At 52.9% G+C, this 17,325-nt stretch carries 17 protein-coding genes; 10 read left to right on the forward strand and 7 right to left on the reverse strand.

All coding sequences use genetic code 11. The annotated features are described in order from the left end of the window. Positions 1-81: 81 nt before the first annotated feature. From osmY to osmV, 4 genes are read left to right on the forward strand one after another with little or no spacing between them, the layout of a single operon-like run. Entirely contained in the window at positions 82-798 is a 717-nt protein-coding gene (osmY, locus tag AC1UKS_RS12015; RefSeq protein WP_053143428.1) for an osmoprotectant ABC transporter permease OsmY, read from the forward strand. A gap of 21 nt (positions 799-819) precedes the next feature. Continuing rightward, entirely contained in the window at positions 820-1,746 is a 927-nt protein-coding gene (locus tag AC1UKS_RS12020; RefSeq protein WP_265910340.1) for a glycine betaine ABC transporter substrate-binding protein, read from the forward strand. A gap of 9 nt (positions 1,747-1,755) precedes the next feature. Next, positions 1,756-2,403, forward strand: a complete 648-nt coding sequence (osmW, locus tag AC1UKS_RS12025) for an osmoprotectant ABC transporter permease OsmW (protein WP_482433760.1) — start codon at positions 1,756-1,758, stop codon at positions 2,401-2,403. Next, positions 2,403-3,542: an osmoprotectant ABC transporter ATP-binding protein OsmV gene (gene osmV / locus AC1UKS_RS12030; RefSeq protein WP_053143431.1), complete on the forward strand. Its 1,140-nt coding sequence runs from the start codon at positions 2,403-2,405 to the stop codon at positions 3,540-3,542. The genes osmW and osmV overlap by 1 nt, the downstream gene beginning before the upstream one ends. A 97-nt stretch (positions 3,543-3,639) precedes the next feature. Here the strand turns inward: osmV and bioD are convergent, their stop codons facing one another. From bioD to AC1UKS_RS12045, 3 genes are all read right to left on the reverse strand, one after another. Further along, positions 3,640-4,308, reverse strand: a complete 669-nt coding sequence (gene bioD, locus AC1UKS_RS12035; RefSeq protein WP_482433762.1) for a dethiobiotin synthase — start codon at positions 4,306-4,308, stop codon at positions 3,640-3,642. A gap of 130 nt (positions 4,309-4,438) precedes the next feature. Next, on the reverse strand, positions 4,439-5,656 hold the full coding sequence (gene mlc / locus AC1UKS_RS12040; protein WP_265910336.1) for a sugar metabolism global transcriptional regulator Mlc: 1,218 nt from the start codon (positions 5,654-5,656) through the stop codon (positions 4,439-4,441). Positions 5,657-5,773: 117 nt separating this feature from the next. After that, complete coding sequence (locus tag AC1UKS_RS12045; protein WP_482433764.1) at positions 5,774-6,685, reverse strand: LysR family transcriptional regulator; 912 nt, start codon at positions 6,683-6,685, stop codon at positions 5,774-5,776. Between the two features lie 94 nt (positions 6,686-6,779). Here AC1UKS_RS12045 and AC1UKS_RS12050 point away from each other — a divergent pair, with 94 nt between their 5' ends. Beyond that, the gene (locus tag AC1UKS_RS12050; protein ID WP_265910334.1) at positions 6,780-8,033 is read left to right on the forward strand and encodes an MFS transporter; all 1,254 of its coding nucleotides are present in this window, start codon (positions 6,780-6,782) and stop codon (positions 8,031-8,033) included. 36 nt (positions 8,034-8,069) lie between these two features. On the opposite strand, the gene msrA is transcribed toward AC1UKS_RS12050, so the two are convergent. Together msrA and AC1UKS_RS12060 are read right to left on the reverse strand one after the other, a co-directional pair. Further along, a complete protein-coding gene (msrA, locus tag AC1UKS_RS12055; RefSeq protein ID WP_482433765.1) occupies positions 8,070-8,600 on the reverse strand; it encodes a peptide-methionine (S)-S-oxide reductase MsrA in 531 nt (176 codons plus the stop codon). A gap of 30 nt (positions 8,601-8,630) precedes the next feature. Then, on the reverse strand, positions 8,631-9,272 hold the full coding sequence (locus AC1UKS_RS12060) for a TetR/AcrR family transcriptional regulator (protein WP_053143436.1): 642 nt from the start codon (positions 9,270-9,272) through the stop codon (positions 8,631-8,633). Positions 9,273-9,576: 304 nt separating this feature from the next. Between AC1UKS_RS12060 and bhsA (AC1UKS_RS12065) the strand changes: the two genes are divergently transcribed. The 3 genes from bhsA (AC1UKS_RS12065) (at position 9,577) to AC1UKS_RS12075 (ending at position 12,556) form a co-directional block, all read left to right on the forward strand. Further along, positions 9,577-9,831: a multiple stress resistance protein BhsA gene (gene bhsA / locus AC1UKS_RS12065; RefSeq protein ID WP_265910332.1), complete on the forward strand. Its 255-nt coding sequence runs from the start codon at positions 9,577-9,579 to the stop codon at positions 9,829-9,831. 54 nt (positions 9,832-9,885) lie between these two features. After that, positions 9,886-10,143, forward strand: coding sequence for a multiple stress resistance protein BhsA (gene bhsA / locus AC1UKS_RS12070; RefSeq protein ID WP_013202000.1), 258 nt, complete (start codon positions 9,886-9,888; stop codon positions 10,141-10,143). A 370-nt stretch (positions 10,144-10,513) separates the two neighbouring features. Next, positions 10,514-12,556: a choline transporter gene (locus AC1UKS_RS12075; RefSeq protein ID WP_482433768.1), complete on the forward strand. Its 2,043-nt coding sequence runs from the start codon at positions 10,514-10,516 to the stop codon at positions 12,554-12,556. 85 nt (positions 12,557-12,641) lie between these two features. On the opposite strand, the gene AC1UKS_RS12080 is transcribed toward AC1UKS_RS12075, so the two are convergent. Further along, positions 12,642-13,718, reverse strand: coding sequence for an AbrB family transcriptional regulator (locus tag AC1UKS_RS12080; RefSeq protein WP_482433770.1), 1,077 nt, complete (start codon positions 13,716-13,718; stop codon positions 12,642-12,644). 647 nt (positions 13,719-14,365) lie between these two features. Here AC1UKS_RS12080 and AC1UKS_RS12085 point away from each other — a divergent pair. Continuing rightward, entirely contained in the window at positions 14,366-14,767 is a 402-nt protein-coding gene (locus tag AC1UKS_RS12085; protein WP_013201997.1) for an H-NS family histone-like protein, read from the forward strand. Between the two features lie 170 nt (positions 14,768-14,937). Next, positions 14,938-15,867 (forward strand): DNA replication terminus site-binding protein, encoded by a 930-nt coding sequence (gene tus, locus AC1UKS_RS12090; RefSeq protein WP_482433771.1) that lies wholly within the window; start codon positions 14,938-14,940, stop codon positions 15,865-15,867. 59 nt (positions 15,868-15,926) lie between these two features. On the opposite strand, the gene fumC is transcribed toward tus, so the two are convergent. Beyond that, the gene (gene fumC / locus AC1UKS_RS12095; RefSeq protein ID WP_482433774.1) at positions 15,927-17,324 is read right to left on the reverse strand and encodes a class II fumarate hydratase; all 1,398 of its coding nucleotides are present in this window, start codon (positions 17,322-17,324) and stop codon (positions 15,927-15,929) included. Position 17,325: the final 1 nt, after the last annotated feature.

The following is a 17,325-nucleotide window of genomic DNA, read 5'->3' on the forward strand; positions in this document are numbered from 1 at the left end:
ACCAATAAAAGCGTTTAACGTCACATTTATAACCGTTTCCGGGGCACGCTTCATTCCGGAATATCAGGGAGAAAGGAATTCATGCAAAACCAAACGCTTCTCCGGCGTGCTGCACTGGCCGTTCTGTTTCTTGCCGTGGTCATTGGCTTGCTGGTATACGGCCTGGGCGTTGAAACCATCAAAGCCCGCCAGGTAGACCTGGTGTACCTTGGCCAGCAGCATATGATGCTGGTGTTCTGGTCAATGCTGTTCGCTTTGCTGGTCGGCATCCCCAGCGGGATTATCCTCAGCCGCCCCGCCGCCCGTAAGTGGGCTGAGTATGTCATGCAGATCTTCAATGTGGGTAACACTTTACCGCCCCTTGCCGTTCTGGCGCTGGCGATGGTGGTGATTGGCATTGGCGATCGTCCGGCGATTATTGCCCTGTTCCTCGCGTCCTTGCTGCCAATTGTGCGAAATACCTATTCTGGCCTGTGTTCGGTGCCGGCCTCGCTGATTGAAGCGGCCAACGGCATTGGCATGACTAAAGGTCAGCGCCTGCGTAAGGTTGAATTGCCCAATGCCTGGCCGGTGATGCTGTCCGGCATCCGTGTGGCCACCGCAATTAACGTTGGAACCGCGCCGCTGGCGTTTCTGATTGGTGCCAGTAGCTATGGCGAGCTGATCTTTCCCGGCATCTACCTTAACGACTTCCCGACGCTGATCCTGGGTGCCGCTGCGACCGCGCTGTTTGCGCTGATCCTCGATATGTTGCTGGCAGGCCTTGGCCGTCTGGTCAGCCCGCATACGGCCGTATAGAAGAATAATAAGGAGCAATACATGGCTAAGGCCTCCTCTTTAACCCGCTGGGTTCGTCATACCGCACTGGCGCTGAGCGCCACGCTGGCCATGAGTGCCACCGTGGCCGCCGCTGAACCGATTGTGATGGCGACGAAAAGCTTCACCGAGCAGCATATCCTTTCCGCGCTGACCACCCAGTATCTGCGCAAGAAAGGTTTCGAGATAGAAGCGAAAACCAATATCGCCACCACCATTGGCCGCAATGCGATGATCAATAAGCAGGTTGATATGACCTGGGAATATACCGGCACCTCGCTGATTATTTTCAACCATATCAACAAGCCGATGTCCTCGAAAGAGGCTTACGAGACGGTAAAAAATCTCGATGCCAAACTTGGCCTCGTATGGCTCAATCCGGCGCCAATGAACAACACCTACGCGTTTGCTATGCAGCGCAAACGTGCCGATGAAGAGCATATCGACACCCTGTCACAGCTGGTGGCGAAGATTGAAGAAGTGCGTAAAAACGATCCCGACCATAACTGGATGTTAGGGCTGGATCTGGAATTTGCCGGCCGCTCTGATGGCATGAAACCTCTGCAGAAGGCCTACAACATGCCGCTGGATCGCCCGCAAATCCGCCAGATGGACCCGGGCCTGGTGTACAACGCCATTCGTGATGGTTTTGTCGATGCCGGACTGATCTATACCACCGATGGCCGCGTAAAAGGGTTTGATCTGAAAGTGCTGAAGGATGATAAGAACTTCTTCCCAAGCTACGCGGTAACGCCAGTGGTCACCAAACAGACGCTGGATTCCCATCCGGGGCTGGCCGATGCGCTCAATACCCTGTCACCATTTATCACCGATGAAGCCATCACCGAGATGAACAAGCGCGTTGATATCGATCATCAGTCGCCGCAGACCGTCGCGAGTGATTTCCTTAAATCGAAAGGCTTAATCTAAGGAGGCAGTATGGATACCATTCATTATATTATTGATAACTGCAGCTATTTAGCCTCACTGACCTTTCAGCATCTGTGGCTGGTCGGGCTGGCCGTCGGGCTGGCGATCGTCATCGGCGTACCGCTCGGCATCATCATTGTTCGCTATAAGTGGCTGGCAACGCCGGTGCTGGGCCTGGCGACTATCGTGCTGACCATCCCGTCTATCGCGCTGTTTGGCCTGATGATCCCGCTGTTTTCCATGATCGGTCAGGGCATTGGCGTGCTACCTGCGGTCACCGCGGTATTCCTCTATTCCCTGCTGCCGATTGTGCGTAACACCCATACCGCGCTGGAAAATATCCCGCCGGGTTTGCGTGAAGCGGGACGCGGGATCGGCATGACGTTTTCGCAGCGTCTGCGTTGGGTAGAGATCCCAATGGCGCTGCCGGTCATTTTCGGCGGTATTCGTACCGCGGTGGTGATGAATGTGGGTGTCATGGCGATTGCCGCCGTGATTGGCGCGGGTGGTCTTGGCTTGCTGTTGCTTGATGGCATCAGCGGCAGTGACGTCCGTATGTTAATAGCAGGCGCGCTGATGATTTGTTTGCTGGCAATTATTCTCGACTGGCTGCTGCACCGCTTGCAGCTGGCGCTGACTCCTAAGGGGATTCGATAATGATAAAACTGGAAAATCTCACAAAAACGTTTAGCCAGAAAAATGGGGCCACCTTTAATGCCGTGGATAACGTCAGCCTGAACGTGCCGGAAGGCGAAATGTGTGTGCTGCTCGGCCCTTCTGGCTGCGGGAAGTCCACCACGCTGAAGATGATTAACCGTCTGATCCCGTCAACCAGCGGCAAAATCCTGATTAATGGCGAAGACACCAGTGGCCTGGATACGGTGACGCTGCGCCGCAACATCGGCTATGTGATCCAGCAGATTGGTCTGTTCCCTAATATGACCATCGAAGAGAACATTACCGTCGTGCCGAAAATGCTTGGCTGGGATAAAAAGCGCTGCCGTGAGCGCGCGACTGAGCTGATGAGCATGGTTGCGCTGGATCCGAAAACCTTCCTGCACCGCTATCCGCGTGAGATGTCCGGTGGACAGCAGCAGCGTATCGGCGTGATCCGGGCGCTGGCCGCAGATCCACCGGTACTGCTGATGGATGAGCCCTTCGGCGCGGTCGACCCAATTAACCGTGAAGTGATCCAGAATGAGTTTCTGGATATGCAGCGCCAGCTGAAGAAAACGGTGATGCTGGTCAGCCACGATATTGATGAGGCGTTGAAACTGGGCGACCGCATTGCGGTGTTCGGTCAGGGGAAAATCGTGCAGTGCGCCAGCCCGGACGAGCTGCTGGCGAAACCGGCTAACGACTTTGTCGGCTCTTTCGTTGGCCAGGACCGTACGCTGAAACGCCTGCTGCTGGTTCAGGCCGGCGACGTCACCGATCAGCAGCCCACTATCACCGTGAAGAAGAATACGCCGCTGTCTGAAGCGTTCGGCATGATGGATGACAACGACATGCGCTCCATTACCGTAGTGGATGATGACGGCAAGCCGCTGGGCTTTGTAAAACGTCGTGAGGCGCGCGGTGCCACCGGACAGTGCATTGAAATGCTGAACAAGTTCACCGTCACCGGTCGTGCGGAAGAGAACCTGCGTATCGTGCTGTCGAAACTGTATGAGCACAATCTGGTGTGGATGCCGATTGTCGATGAAGAAGGCCGTTATAGCGGGGAGATTTCGCAGGATTATATTGCGGGCTATCTGAGTTCCGGTCGTACCCGTCGTGCTCTGAACCTGTCTTAATCTCGCGTCTGGCGTTAACCGACTCAGCAGCGGCAGGGAAGCCGCTGAAAGTCAGTTACGAACCTTTGCTGATGTCCTGTCAGATCACTGCACCCCGTCAAAACGCCACTGCACTTAAATCGAGGTACTTTGCCAGATCGCGCGTTTCAGCTCGCGGCAGGTATGGCAATTCGCCCAGCAACGGTGCCTGGATGGTATTGCTCAGCACATCAATAATTTCAGCGTAATGCGCCAGGCCCGGATTGATGCGGTTTGCGACCCAGCCGAGCAGCGGCAAACCATCATTAATAATCGCTTCCGCCGTTAACAGCGCATGACTCAGGCAACCCAGCTTGATTCCGACCACCAACACCACCGGAATTTTCTCTTCCACTACCCACGCTGAAAGCGGCCGTAAATCGGTCATTAAGCTGCGCCATCCGCCGGTGCCTTCCACCACCACATAATCCGCCTGCTCAGTTAACGAACTGAGTCCGGTGCTTAATGTGGCGTAATCAACGAAGATGTCCTGACTGGTGCTCACCTCATCATCGAGCACGGTGAACGGATTGATCGCGGCATAAGGCAATTGCAGCGTGGAGGAAGATTGCAGGATCAGCGCATCTTTGTTCCTGAGCCCCTGCTCTGTTAGCTGGCTGCTTTTAGCGACAGGCTTGTAGCCCACCGTGCTTTTATTGCCTTCAGCCAGTTTCTGCAGGAGCGCGCGGCTGATTACGGTCTTCCCCACTTCAGTATCCGTGCCCGTCACAAATATCCGCTTCAACATTGCTGCCCTCCGTTAGTCATAACCGATCAAATTAATTAAAAACAATTAACAATTAAGAGCGGGAATAGTAGGACAGTCTGCGGAAAGTCAGCTTGCGTTAGCGCAATATTTTATCGATAAGCGAGGAGAATCAGCCCTGCAGCAGTTTAACCAGCAAGGTGCCATCATAAAGGGCATCTTTTACCAGCGCGGCACCGGGCATCGTTCCGACGTTAAGAAATTGTGTCGGCTCGAGGGCGATCTGCTGGCTGTAAGCCGGGAGAGACTGGCGATGGATGCAATCTGCTATCGCCGGGAAGAGAATATCTCTGGCCTGATTGAGTGGAGAACCAATCAGTATTTTTTGTGGGTTAAACAGGTTGACCATGATCGCCACAATGCGACCTACGCTGTGACCGACACCGACGATCAGCTCGGTAGCCAGGGGGTCGCCTTGTTGGGCCGCACCGCACAATGCTTCCAGCGTCAGCGGTTGGTCATGCAGCATGCTGTCAGCGGAGGTTTCGAGCCGTAACGCCGCTTGTTCCAGCAGGTTCTCGCTGCTGGCAACGGTTTCCAGACAGCCGTGATTGCCGCAGTAGCACTGCTTACCGTGAGGATCGACCTGGGTATGACCAATTTCAACCAGCGTACTGCTGCCATTATGTAACAGCCTGCCGCCGGTGATCACGCCGGCCCCCACCTGATGGTCAATCACCACCTGGATGACATTTTTTGCTTCCTGAGCGGCACCAAACAACGATTCCGCCAGCGTCCAGGCACAGACATCATGCTGAATATAGACCGGCAGACCCGTACGCTTTTCCAGCTCGGGTCCCAGCGGCATATCGGTGATGTGATAGAAAGGCATGCGATGAACTATGCCGCTGCGGGCGTTGAGAATGCCGGGCAAGGTGATGGCGATCGCCGTCAGACGCTCGAGTTTTTGCTGATGACGAATAAAGAAGGCGTCCACTTCAGCAATAATGCGCCCGACTAACGGCTCGCTGTTTTCCACTGGCAACGGGCAGAGATCCTCGGTCACCAGCTGGCTGCTTAAATCGCGTAACGAGAGGGTAATATCACCGTTGCCGATACGAACTGAAAGGTAATGCCAGGCCTGAGTATCCAGAATTAATCCCACCGCGGGACGGCCACGACTGCCGGCTTCCTGAAACTCGGTTTCTTGAACCAGATGGGCTTCCAGCATCTCACGAACAATCTTGGTGATGCTGGCAGGCGCAAGCTGCGCCTTGCGGGCTAATTCTATGCGCGAAATGGGACCAAACCGATCAATCAGCCGATAAACTGCCCCTGCATTTGTCTGTTTGATCTGGTCAATGTGGCCAGGCTGACCGTCCGCTATCACACCCCTGCTCCCACTTATTTTCGCGCTTCAAAATAAAGCTTTCGGTCATGGTGAAACACTTCGCGGATGGCGTCAAATATTTGATTCGGAATGTGATTTGCAGCACATAAAAGCCGTTCAGCCGGCTGATATTCCATCAGTTGGCGACTGCAGCAGCAGTTCTTTCATGTGTTTCATCAGCGCGGTAGTTTCCTGCCGCTTCGCCCAAACCAGCCACACTTCTGACCAGGCATCCGCTTCTTTTAGCGCCACCCAACTGACATCCTCAAGACGAATGCGGCTGAATGAGGCTGGCAGAATTGAAATGCCTAATCCCGCTGAAACCAGTCCGAGAATGGTCATCGCTTCGCCCACTTCCTGGGCAATATTGGGCTGGATTTCGTAGCGTTGTAACAACGCCAGCGTTTCCGTGTACAGCGCCGTACCGACTTTAGGATCGAAGAAAACAAAGGGTTCCTGTGCCAACGCTTTGACAGAGATCGCCGGGTGCGTGGCTAAGCGGTGGGATTTCGGTAATACCGCAAATAACGGCTCGCGCAGCATCAGCTGATGGTCCAGGGTCTCAGGTAACGGCGTATTGCGCATCACCCCCAGATCCAGCCGCCCTTCGTTGATCGGTTCCAACTGTTGACGGGTGTTGATTTCCTGCATCTGAATATGCACGCCGGGATAGCGCTGGCGAAAGGTAAACAGCGCATCAGAAACGGCGGTAATAAAAGGTGCGGATGAGGTGAAACCTATGCGCAGTTCCCCCTCATCTCCCCGGTGCAGCCTGGCGGCCTTATCCGCAGCCTGATCGACCTGCAGCAGGATTTGCCGGGCATCGAGCAAATACTGGCTGCCTGCGGCGGTAAGCTGAACGCTGCGGTTGGTGCGGGCAAACAGCCTGGCACCAATTTGCTGCTCAAGGATTTGGATCTGCTGGCTGAGCGGTGGCTGTGAAATATTCAGCCGCTGCGCCGCCCGGCCAAAATGCAGCTCCTCTGCAACCGCAATAAAGTAGCGCAGGTGACGAAGCTCAATATTCATATTTTAAACATATCATTTGAGATTATTAATAGATTAGACATCATATTAATCCCTTATTACAGTAAACAGAATAATTTCATTTCAAGGATCTGCAGTGAATCGCTCATCACCCTCCGCGACGCTTCCTGACAGCCTGCAGCGGCCTTCAGAGCCCCTACCGCTCAACAATGAGTACATCAATCGCGGCACACCGCAGTTTATGCGGGTCACGCTGGCGCTGTTTTCCGCCGGACTGGCGACCTTTGCCCTGCTTTATTGCGTGCAGCCCATAATGCCGGTGCTCTCGCAGGAATTCGGCGTGTCTCCGGCGGCCAGCAGCCTGTCACTTTCCGTTGCGACCGGTCTGCTGGCCCTTGGGCTGTTGGTTACGGGGCCGCTATCGGATGCGATTGGCCGTAAATCGGTGATGGTGACCGCGCTGTTGATGGCAGCAGTCTGCACCTTGCTTTCTGCCACCATGACCAGCTGGCACGGCATTTTGATTATGCGCGCGCTAATCGGGCTGTCATTAAGCGGCGTGGCGGCCGTTGGCATGACCTATCTCAGTGAAGAGGTGCATCCTGGGGTGATCGCCTTCTCAATGGGCCTTTATATCAGCGGCAATTCGATTGGCGGCATGAGCGGCAGGTTGCTGAGCGGCGTGATCACTGATTTCACTTCCTGGCGGGTGGCGGTGGCGGTAATTGGCTGCTTTGCGCTGGCTTCAGCCCTGATGTTCTGGAAAATTCTGCCACCCTCGCGCCATTTCCGGCCCGCCTCGCTCAAGCCGCGCAGTTTACTGATTAACTTCCGGCTGCACTGGCGCGACAGCGGTCTGCCGTTGCTGTTTGCGGAAGGCTTCCTGCTCATGGGCGCGTTTGTGACGATGTTTAACTACATTGGCTATCGTCTTCTTGCGCCGCCTTATGGACTCAGTCAGGCCATTGTGGGCCTGCTGTCCGTGGTGTATCTGACCGGATCCTGGAGTTCCCCTAAAGCGGGCGCGATGACCGCAAAATATGGCCGCCCGGCAGTACTGCTGTTTTCTATCGGGATGATGGTGGTGGGCATTCTGCTGACGCTGTTCAGTTCGGTATGGCTGATTTTACCGGGAATGATGCTGTTCACGGCGGGATTCTTTGCCGGCCATTCAGTTGCCAGCGGCTGGATTGGCCCCCGCGCCAGACGCGCCAAAGGACAGGCAAGTTCGCTGTATCTGTTTAGCTACTATCTGGGTTCGAGCCTGGCGGGAACGTTGGGAGGCGTTTTCTGGCATCAGTTTGGCTGGGTTGGCATTACCGCCTTTATCTGTACCTTACTGGTGCTGGCGTTGCTGGTGGGCGTTCGTCTTCGCAGCAAAGCGTTATAAAAGAACGGGCCTTGCGCCCGTTCTGTTGTTTGTCCGCTACTTGGTACGGTCAGCGTAACGTTTGTGCAGCTTCTGCAGTTTGGCTGGGATCACGGCCAGGCAATAACGGTTCTGTTGCCCTTCACCTTCCCAATAGTTCTGATGATACTCTTCCGCCGGATACCACTCGGCCGGACCTTCAATGGTGGTCACGATCGGGCTGGTCTGATCTTCCTGCGCACGCACAATCGCCGCTTTGGCTTCTTCTGCCTGCGCTTCATCAGCCGGGAAAATCGCCGAACGGTACTGCGTGCCGATATCATTGCCCTGGCGGTTCAGCTGGGTTGGATCGTGGGTGGCAAAGCTGATATCCAGCAGATCGCCATAGCTGACTTTTTCCGGATCGAAGCCTAGACGAATGGCTTCTGCATGGCCGGTGTTGCCATCGCAAACCTGACGGTAGGTTGGATTGCTGGTGTGGCCACCAATATAGCCACTTTCTACCGACACGACGCCAGTAGTCTGTTTGAAGACCGCTTCTGTGCACCAGAAGCAGCCCCCGGCGATGGTTGCATATTCAATTGTCATGGTGACTCCTCTTTTACGATCGTGCCGGACTCAGTGACAGCCTGTCCGGCTTAATATCGGCCATTGCAGCATAAGCGTATCAATAATGCTATCCAGTTCTGCGCGGCTGGCGCCTTCCCGGGCGCGGACGGACATGCCTTGCAGAACGCATCCCAAATAAGCAGAAAGCGCCGTGATGTCGGTCTTCGCGTCCAACTCACCTGCCGCCTGACGCGCCAGCAGAAACTCGTTCAGGTGATTCTCCTGACTGTTGTGGCGCGCGCGCAGCATATCAGCGACTTCGGTTGAATCCGCTGAGAGTGCGGTAGAGGTACAGATAAAGAAGCAGCCGGCCGGTTTTTTGCCATCGGTAAAGCAGGCGGCGGTGGAACGAAAATAGCCTTCCACGCCTTTCTCTACGCAGCTTTCAGGGCAAGCCAGAGCAGCCTGCCGCTGTTCGGCAAACTTCTCTATATAGCGATCCACTGCGGCGCGGAACATCCCTTCTTTATTGGTAAATTCGGCGTACAGCGTTGGCGCTTTCGCCCCGGTCGCTTCAACCAGATCGGAGAGTGAAGTGGCTTCATAGCCATGGCGCCAGAACAGCTCAAGCGCAATGTCTAACGCCGCTTCCCGGTCGAAGGTTTTTGGCCGTCCCCGGCCCTTACGGGTGCAGATTTCCTGATCGGTCATAGATCCTCTCTTTGGCAACGCAATGAGGAATAAATTACCGATCATTATAAAAACAATCAAGCGGCCGTGTCGAGCCTGTTCGTTACTTTCCTTGTTTACGAGGATGTTGTAGGCGAAATCCGCGTCGGGAAAAACTTTTTTGAAACTTTAAATCATTTTTTATCAAGCGCTTGCCAATTAAATTAACGGTCGTTAATAAAATGCTGTTGACGGATCGGCGTGGCAGGAATACCATTTAGTTATCGATCGTTAACTAATAACGACGCAGACATTAACTAAACCGAATTGAGAGAGAATAAAGACTATGAAAAACCTGAAAATGACCCTGGCTGCTATCGCACTGACTTCCGTTTCTTTCGCTGGTTTCGCTGCTGACATCGTCGGTCAGGAACCGGTTAATCAACAGCAGGTCGGTGTGGTTACCGCCAGCGGCACTAACCTGTCTTCCCTGGAATCTCAGCTGTCGGCTAAAGCCGATGCAGCCGGTGCAAAATCATTCCGTATTACCTCAACCACCGGTAATAACCGCATGCATGCTACTGCAGAGATTTATCAGTAATTGCACCGAATGAGCTTTTTGCACCATAACAAATTTTAAATTAAGGGTATCGTCATGAAAAACATCAAATTAGCTGTAGCTGCTGTGATTTTAGGTTCATTGTCTTTCGGTAGCATGGCTGCCGACCTGGTCAGCAGTGCCCCGGATAACCAGCAGAAAATCGGCGTGATCAGCGCAACGGGTAGCACCAACCTCGCCTCACTGGAGTCACAACTCTCGGAGAAGGCCCAACTGGCGGGCGCGAAATCTTTCCTCATCACTTCGACCTCTGGTCAGAACAACCTGCATGGCACAGCCATCATTTATAACTAATTGCTTTTCGCCCGCACTGCCGCCAGCTCATCCCTGGCGGCATTCTTATTTCTGCCGCTGCGAATATTCCTGTCAAAATCCCCGTTAAATAAAGCCACACTTTATGTGGAAATAAAGCCAACAGTTTCCATACTGAAATTATTTTTAATTGAATGCTCAATCAATAAAACCTATGATAGTGGCCTCTTTTGACAAATCCTCAACAAAAAAGGTGAGAAATTGACGAATTAACACAACCAAATCAGAAGGATAAATTCACAACCTGACTATTGCCCAGTGTAGTTAGCGGATATGCGGCGGAATTTCCCAGTATGCGCTAAGGCACGCTTTGCAAAGATCGGGGTCAATCTTGATTATTTTCGGAGATGGTATGCCGACGACTGAAATATCCAGGAAAGAACAAAAAGACCGCATCAATCCAGTGGTTTTCTTCACTTCTGCAGGACTGATTCTGCTTTTCTCCCTCACCACTATTTTCTTCACGGATTTATCCGATCGGTGGATTAACACTGCCCTTGAATGGGTCTCCAATACCTTCGGCTGGTATTACCTGCTGGCAGCAACGGTCTATATCGTCTTTGTGGTGCTGATTGCCGCCTCGCGCTTTGGCTCAATCAAACTGGGGCCGGAGCAATCCAAGCCGGAATTTAGCCTGACCAGTTGGGCGGCGATGCTGTTTGCGGCGGGTATCGGTATCGATCTGATGTTCTTCTCCGTGGCCGAGCCGGTGACACAATATATGATGCCACCTGAAGGCCAGGGACAAACCATGGAAGCTGCGCGTCAGGCCATGGTCTGGACGCTGTTCCACTACGGACTTACCGGTTGGGCGATGTATGCATTGATGGGCATCGCGCTGGGCTACTTCAGCTACCGCTATGGTCTGCCGTTGACCATCCGTTCCGCCTTATACCCTATTTTCGGCAAGCGTATTAATGGCCCGATTGGCCACTCTGTGGATATCGCGGCAGTGATCGGTACCATTTTTGGTATTGCCACCACGCTGGGTATTGGTGTGGTGCAGCTGAACTACGGTCTGCACGTGCTGTTCCATGTGCCGGAAGGATTAACCGCGCAGGCGGCGCTGATTGCCTTATCGGTAATAATGGCGACGATTTCCGTTACCTCGGGCGTGAATAAAGGTATCCGCATTCTGTCGGAGCTGAACGTCCTGCTGGCGCTATTCCTGATCATCTTCGTGCTGTTTGTCGGCGATACCAGCTTCTTACTGAATGCGCTGGTGCTGAACGTGGGTGATTACATCAGCCGCTTTATGGGCATGACGCTGAACAGCTTCGCCTTTGACCGCCCGACCGAATGGATGAATAACTGGACGCTGTTCTTCTGGGCGTGGTGGGTTGCCTGGTCGCCATTTGTGGGTCTGTTCCTGGCGCGTATCTCCCGTGGACGTACCATCCGTCAGTTCGTGGTCGGCACCCTGACTATTCCATTTATCTTCACGCTGTTGTGGCTGTCGATCTTTGGTAATAGCGCCCTGCATGAAATCATCGGTGGCAACATGGCCTTTGCGCAGGAAACGCTGGCGCACCCGGAACGCGGATTCTATAGCCTGCTGGCGCAGTATCCTGCCTTCACCTTCAGTGCCTCGGTCGCCACCATTACCGGCCTGCTGTTCTATGTGACCTCTGCCGATTCGGGTTCACTGGTACTGGGTAACTTCACCTCAAAACTGAGTGATATCAACAATGATGCGCCGAACTGGCTGCGGATCTTCTGGTCACTGGCGATAGGCCTGCTGACCGTAGGTATGCTGATGGTGAATGGTGTGACCGCGTTGCAGAAAACCACCGTGATCATGGGTCTGCCGTTCAGCTTCGTGATTTTCTTTGTGATGGCCGGGCTGTATAAATCCCTGCGGGTGGAAGATCACCGTCGCGCAAGTAGCGTGGTGAATACCCAGCCAATGCCGGTATCGCGTGAAGATCGCCTGAACTGGAAACAGCGTATCTCACGCGTGATGCATTATCCGGGCAGTACGCATACCCGCAAGATGCTCGACACCGTGTGTCTGCCAGCGATGCAGGAAGTTGCGCTTGAACTGGAACGTCGTGGTGCTCAGGTGCAGGTCAACGAACTGCCGCCGTTGGAAGATGAACGTCTGAACCATCTGGAGATGTCGGTGGCGCTGGGTGAAGAGCAGAGCTTCCTGTATCAGATCTGGCCACAGCAATATTCGGTTCCGGCCTTCACCTACCGTGCGCGTAGTGGTAAGACCGATTACTACCGGCTGGAAACCTTCCTGCTGGAAGGCAGCCAGGGCAATGATTTGATGGATTACACCAAAGAGCAGATCATTAATGACATTCTCGATCAGTACGAACGTCATTTAACCTTCCTGCATATTCACCGTGAAGCACCAGGAAACGCCATGCCGTTCCCTGAAACGCAGTAAAGCACGGCGCAATAGAGCCGGGTTGCCGCCCGTTAATGTCGAAATACCTCTGACATGACAGCGCGGTAGCCCGGCTTTTTGTGTTTCAGGGCGACCGATCCTGCTTACGCTGCCGGGATGCCATCGTATTAGCGACCCACCTCGCCAGCGCCGGGCCGGTTAATAACACCACAATAAAGCGGCCAGTTTGCATCGACATCACAAAAGGCATATCCACGTGACTGGATGACGCAATAATCGCGACTGAATCCGCCCCACCCGGACTGGTTGCCAGATAGGCGGTCAGCGGATCGATTCCGGCGAAATGCACCAGACAAAATGCGAACAAACCACAAATCGTCACCAGGCTTAATATAGACAGCAACAGTCGGGGAAGTGCTTTGGCGGCATACAGCAGAATGGCGCGATTAAAGCGCAGACCAATGCTCCAGCCAATAATCGCATACGCCGCCATCAATAACGCCGGCGGCAATTCAATAATCAGCAGAGAAAAATCCTGCAGAATCACCCCACCCGCTAAGGTCATTAACAACGGTCCGGCCGGGATGCGGAAAACTTTACCGACCAACACGCCACCGAGGATCACCAAAACAGTGATGGCAAAATGTCCCCAGGCGACAGGCTGAATAATATCAAAGCTGGAAGGCGTGGCACCGGCAGGCACCCCCGGCGCCCAAATCCGCGCCACAATGGTTGCCGCAACCGCCACAATCACCACGCGAAGATATTGCATAAATGCCACTAGCCTGACGTCCGCACCATAACTTTCTGCCATCAGCGTCATGGCGGTAGCCGCACCAGGCGATGAACCCCAAATGGCCGTCGAACCGGGCAACACCTGAAAACGTGTCAGTAACCAGCCGAGCAACGAACTGGCGATAATGACCGAGAAAATACTGGCGATAAATAAGGGCCAGTTTTTGGCGATTTCTACAAATATTGAGGCGGGAATGGCGCGGGCAATCATGCTGCCCACAACGCCCTGTGCCAGATAAAACAGATTGCGATGGATGATTAACGGTTTGTCTCGCGCGGCAAACACGATCGCCATTGCCATTGGCCCCAACAGCAGCGCCGCCGGCAGATTCAAACTTTCCAGGCCAACGACAGCCAGAGTGGAAAACAGAATCAACCAGAACCAACGCAGGGGAGGTATTTTCATCAACGACTCCATAAAGTGCCTGAAAGATACGCAATCTATTTTATCAGCTCATTCTGCCCTGCCAGACTTTTTAACCGCGATATCGGTGATAAGTCTGACTCAGAGCTCAAAGCTACGATATTATTCTCAAAGGGAGTTAGTATGTTGTAACTAAAGTGGGCGGTTAACCTTGCTGGTTCTTTGACAACGTGCCGGGTGGAAGCGAATTAACGGCGTATTGCCTGCGCGTTCGCCGTATCAACCGGACGATCGTCCATGAATACTCACTGGCAGAGGGGTTATACCGGTTGTCCCCGAGGCCAGCTTAACTAAGCCAGCCTGTGGAGGCCCACTCATATTAATGTTGGCGCTGTAAAGCATTTATTTGAATATAAGAGATCGACTAAAATAACGCAATTATTGCTGTCCACCAGAATGGAAGTTGTTCATTTGCCCAACGTAATGCCCTGGCAGATGTTAAGATTTGTCTCAATATTGTAAATATAAGCTTATCAGAATTGGGACCCCGGCAGTTAAACAGCGTAAAAATAGCGAAAATAAATAAACATTTTGATGATTAGGTGTTTTTTACCGTCAATTTTCTCTGTACACTGGTCTCCGATACATACACTGATTAATTTTAAACCACTCAACGCTACGGATTCCTTATGAGCGAAACTCTGAAAGTATTAAATAACATTCGAACCCTTCGTGCTCAGGCTCGTGAAGTTTCTTTAACTGAACTTGAAGAGATGCTGGAAAAACTCGAAGCGGTTGTTAATGAACGTCGTGATGCAGAAGCAGCTATCGCTTCTGAAGTTAAGGAAAAAGAAGAGAAGCTGGCTAAATACCGTCAGATGCTGTTGGACGACGGCATTGATTTAAGCGAACTGACTTCTGCAGAGACTTCTACCGGTAAATCTCGTGCCAAGCGTGCGCCACGCCCGGCCAAATACCAGTACACCGATGAAAACGGTGAAACTAAATCCTGGACCGGCCAGGGCCGTACTCCTGCGGTAATTAAGCAGGCGCTGGACCAGGGTAAAAAACTTGAAGATTTCCTGATTTAATCTTCCTGCCACGTCAGTTTTCGCTGGCGTGGCTACCTTCCCCTTCCCTTTTTTTTCTCATTACTTTTTTCTTTGTCGCTTTATAATTCTCTCCCTTAACAGCCTCACCGATTGTTGCCCCCCGAAGCGCGCGACAATAATGAGTATGTTGTAACTAAGAGTGATTTCTGATGAGCCGATATGATGCCGTAGATAACCTGCACCGCTGTGTGGAAGAGCTGCAGACCGCGTTGGCAGCCTTAACCCAGCAGCTTCCTCAACTGCGTCTGCTGATGGCACGGGTTTTTGAATTGCCGCCGGTGCATAAGGGCCAGGAGCATCAACCGCTGCTGGAAATTAACGTTACCCAGCACCTGGCACAATCAGCATTAAATCTGGCACTACGTCATTATTCCCGCCTGTTTATCCAACATCAGTCTGAGTCATTAAGCACTAAAGCTGCGGTGCGCTTGCCTGGCGCAATTTGCTTTGAAGCCAGCCCGGAGCAATCGGCGCTTATCCGTCAGCAGGTTGAGGCGATTAATAGCCTGAAATACCGCCTGGAACAGATTATTACCGTTGAGTCTGGGGTAGAGACTGAGGAACGCTTTGAATTTGTCCATACCCATCTCAGAGGATTAATAACGCTGAATGCCTACCGCTCTATTACCCTGCTGGAATCGCCCGATTCGCTGCGATTTGGCTGGGCAAATAAGCACATTATAAAAAATGTCAGCCGGGAAGAGATGCTGGAAAAGCTGAAAAAAAGCGTGGCTTCAGGACGGGCAATGGCACCCTGGACCCGTGAACAGTGGGCGGAAAAACTGGAGGATGAGATGGCGGTAATTAATTCTCTGCCAAAGGGAGCAAAGCTGAAGATTAAGCGCCCGGTAAAGGTGCAGCCGATTGCCCGCGTATGGAATAAACAACAACAAAAGCAAACGCAGCTGGCCTGCCCTTCTCCTTTACTGGTGCTCTGCGAAGATGCAAACCAGCTGCCGAAGCTTGGCGAATTACTCAATTATGATGCTGCCAACGTGGCCCATAAATTTAAACCTCAGGCCACGCAGCTGTTTGCGGTGATCCCAAGGTTGCATTTATATAGTGATACAAACCTGTAACACTTTGCTGGCGGCAAAAAAAAGAGCGGAATAAATTCCGCTCTTTCATCACTCTGTCATTAAGACTTCATGCTGCCAACCATATCTTCCGGTCGAACCCAGGCATCAAACTCTTCTTCGGTCAGATAACCCAGTTTCAGCGCCGACCCTTTCAGGGTTAAGCCTTCTTTATGCGCTTTCTTGGCAATTTCTGCCGCTTTATCGTAACCAATATGCGTATTTAATGCCGTCACCAGCATCAGTGACTCATTTAAGAGCTGGCTGATACGATCGAGATTCGGCTCAATACCGACGGCGCAATGGTGATTGAAGCTGTCCATCCCGTCTGCCAGCATCCGCACTGATTGCAGGAAGTTATGAATGATCATCGGACGATAGACATTCAGTTCGAAGTTGCCGGATGCACCGCCCATATTGACCGCCACATCGTTACCCATCACCTGGCAACAAAGCATGGTCATCGCCTCACACTGGGTCGGATTGACTTTACCTGGCATGATTGAGCTACCTGGCTCGTTTTCTGGAATGGCAATTTCGCCAATACCACAACGCGGACCCGACGATAACCAGCGCACATCGTTAGCGATCTTCATCAATGATGCGGCCAGCCCTTTCAGTGAACCGTGGGCATGTACCAGCGCATCACAGGTTGCCAGTGCTTCGAATTTATTTGGCGAAGTGACAAAAGGCTGTTTGGTCAGGTCAGCCAGCTCTTTCGCCACGCGTACCGCATATTCCGGGTGCGTATTCAGCCCCGTCCCCACCGCCGTACCGCCTAACGCCAGTTCCGCGACATGGGGAATGCTCTGCTCAATATGCCTGAGGTTATGGTTCAGCATCGCCACCCAGCCGGAGATCTCCTGGCCGAGGGTTAATGGCGTGGCATCCTGCAAATGGGTTCGGCCAATTTTGACGATATCCTTAAAGGCTTCGGCTTTATCGTTCAGGGTTTTTTGCAGGATTTTAAGCTGAGGAAGCAGATGCTCCTGAATAGCCAAAACCGCCGCAACATGCATCGCGGTCGGGAAGACATCGTTGGAGCTCTGACTTTTATTCACATCATCGTTTGGATGCACCAGGCGTTCCATGCCGCGCACGCCGCCAAGGATTTCACTGGCGCGATTGGCGAGCACTTCATTCATATTCATGTTGGTCTGGGTACCGGAACCGGTCTGCCAGATTGCCAGCGGGAATTCTGTACTGTGTTTGTTCGCCAGCACTTCATCCGCGGCGGAGATAATGGCCGTAGCCCGCTCGTTGGGCAACAGGCTTAAATCACTGTTCACCTTTGCCGCAGCGCGCTTGGTCAGCGCCAGAGCGTGCACCAGTTCAACAGGCATTTTCTCTGTGGAGATACGAAAGTGTTCCAGTGAGCGTTGCGTTTGCGCGCCCCACAGTTTATCAGCAGGAACTTCGATGGGACCCATTGAATCTTTCTCAATGCGGTTGGCAGCCATG

Source organism: Erwinia sp. AK-PDG3-5, from assembly GCF_056821705.1.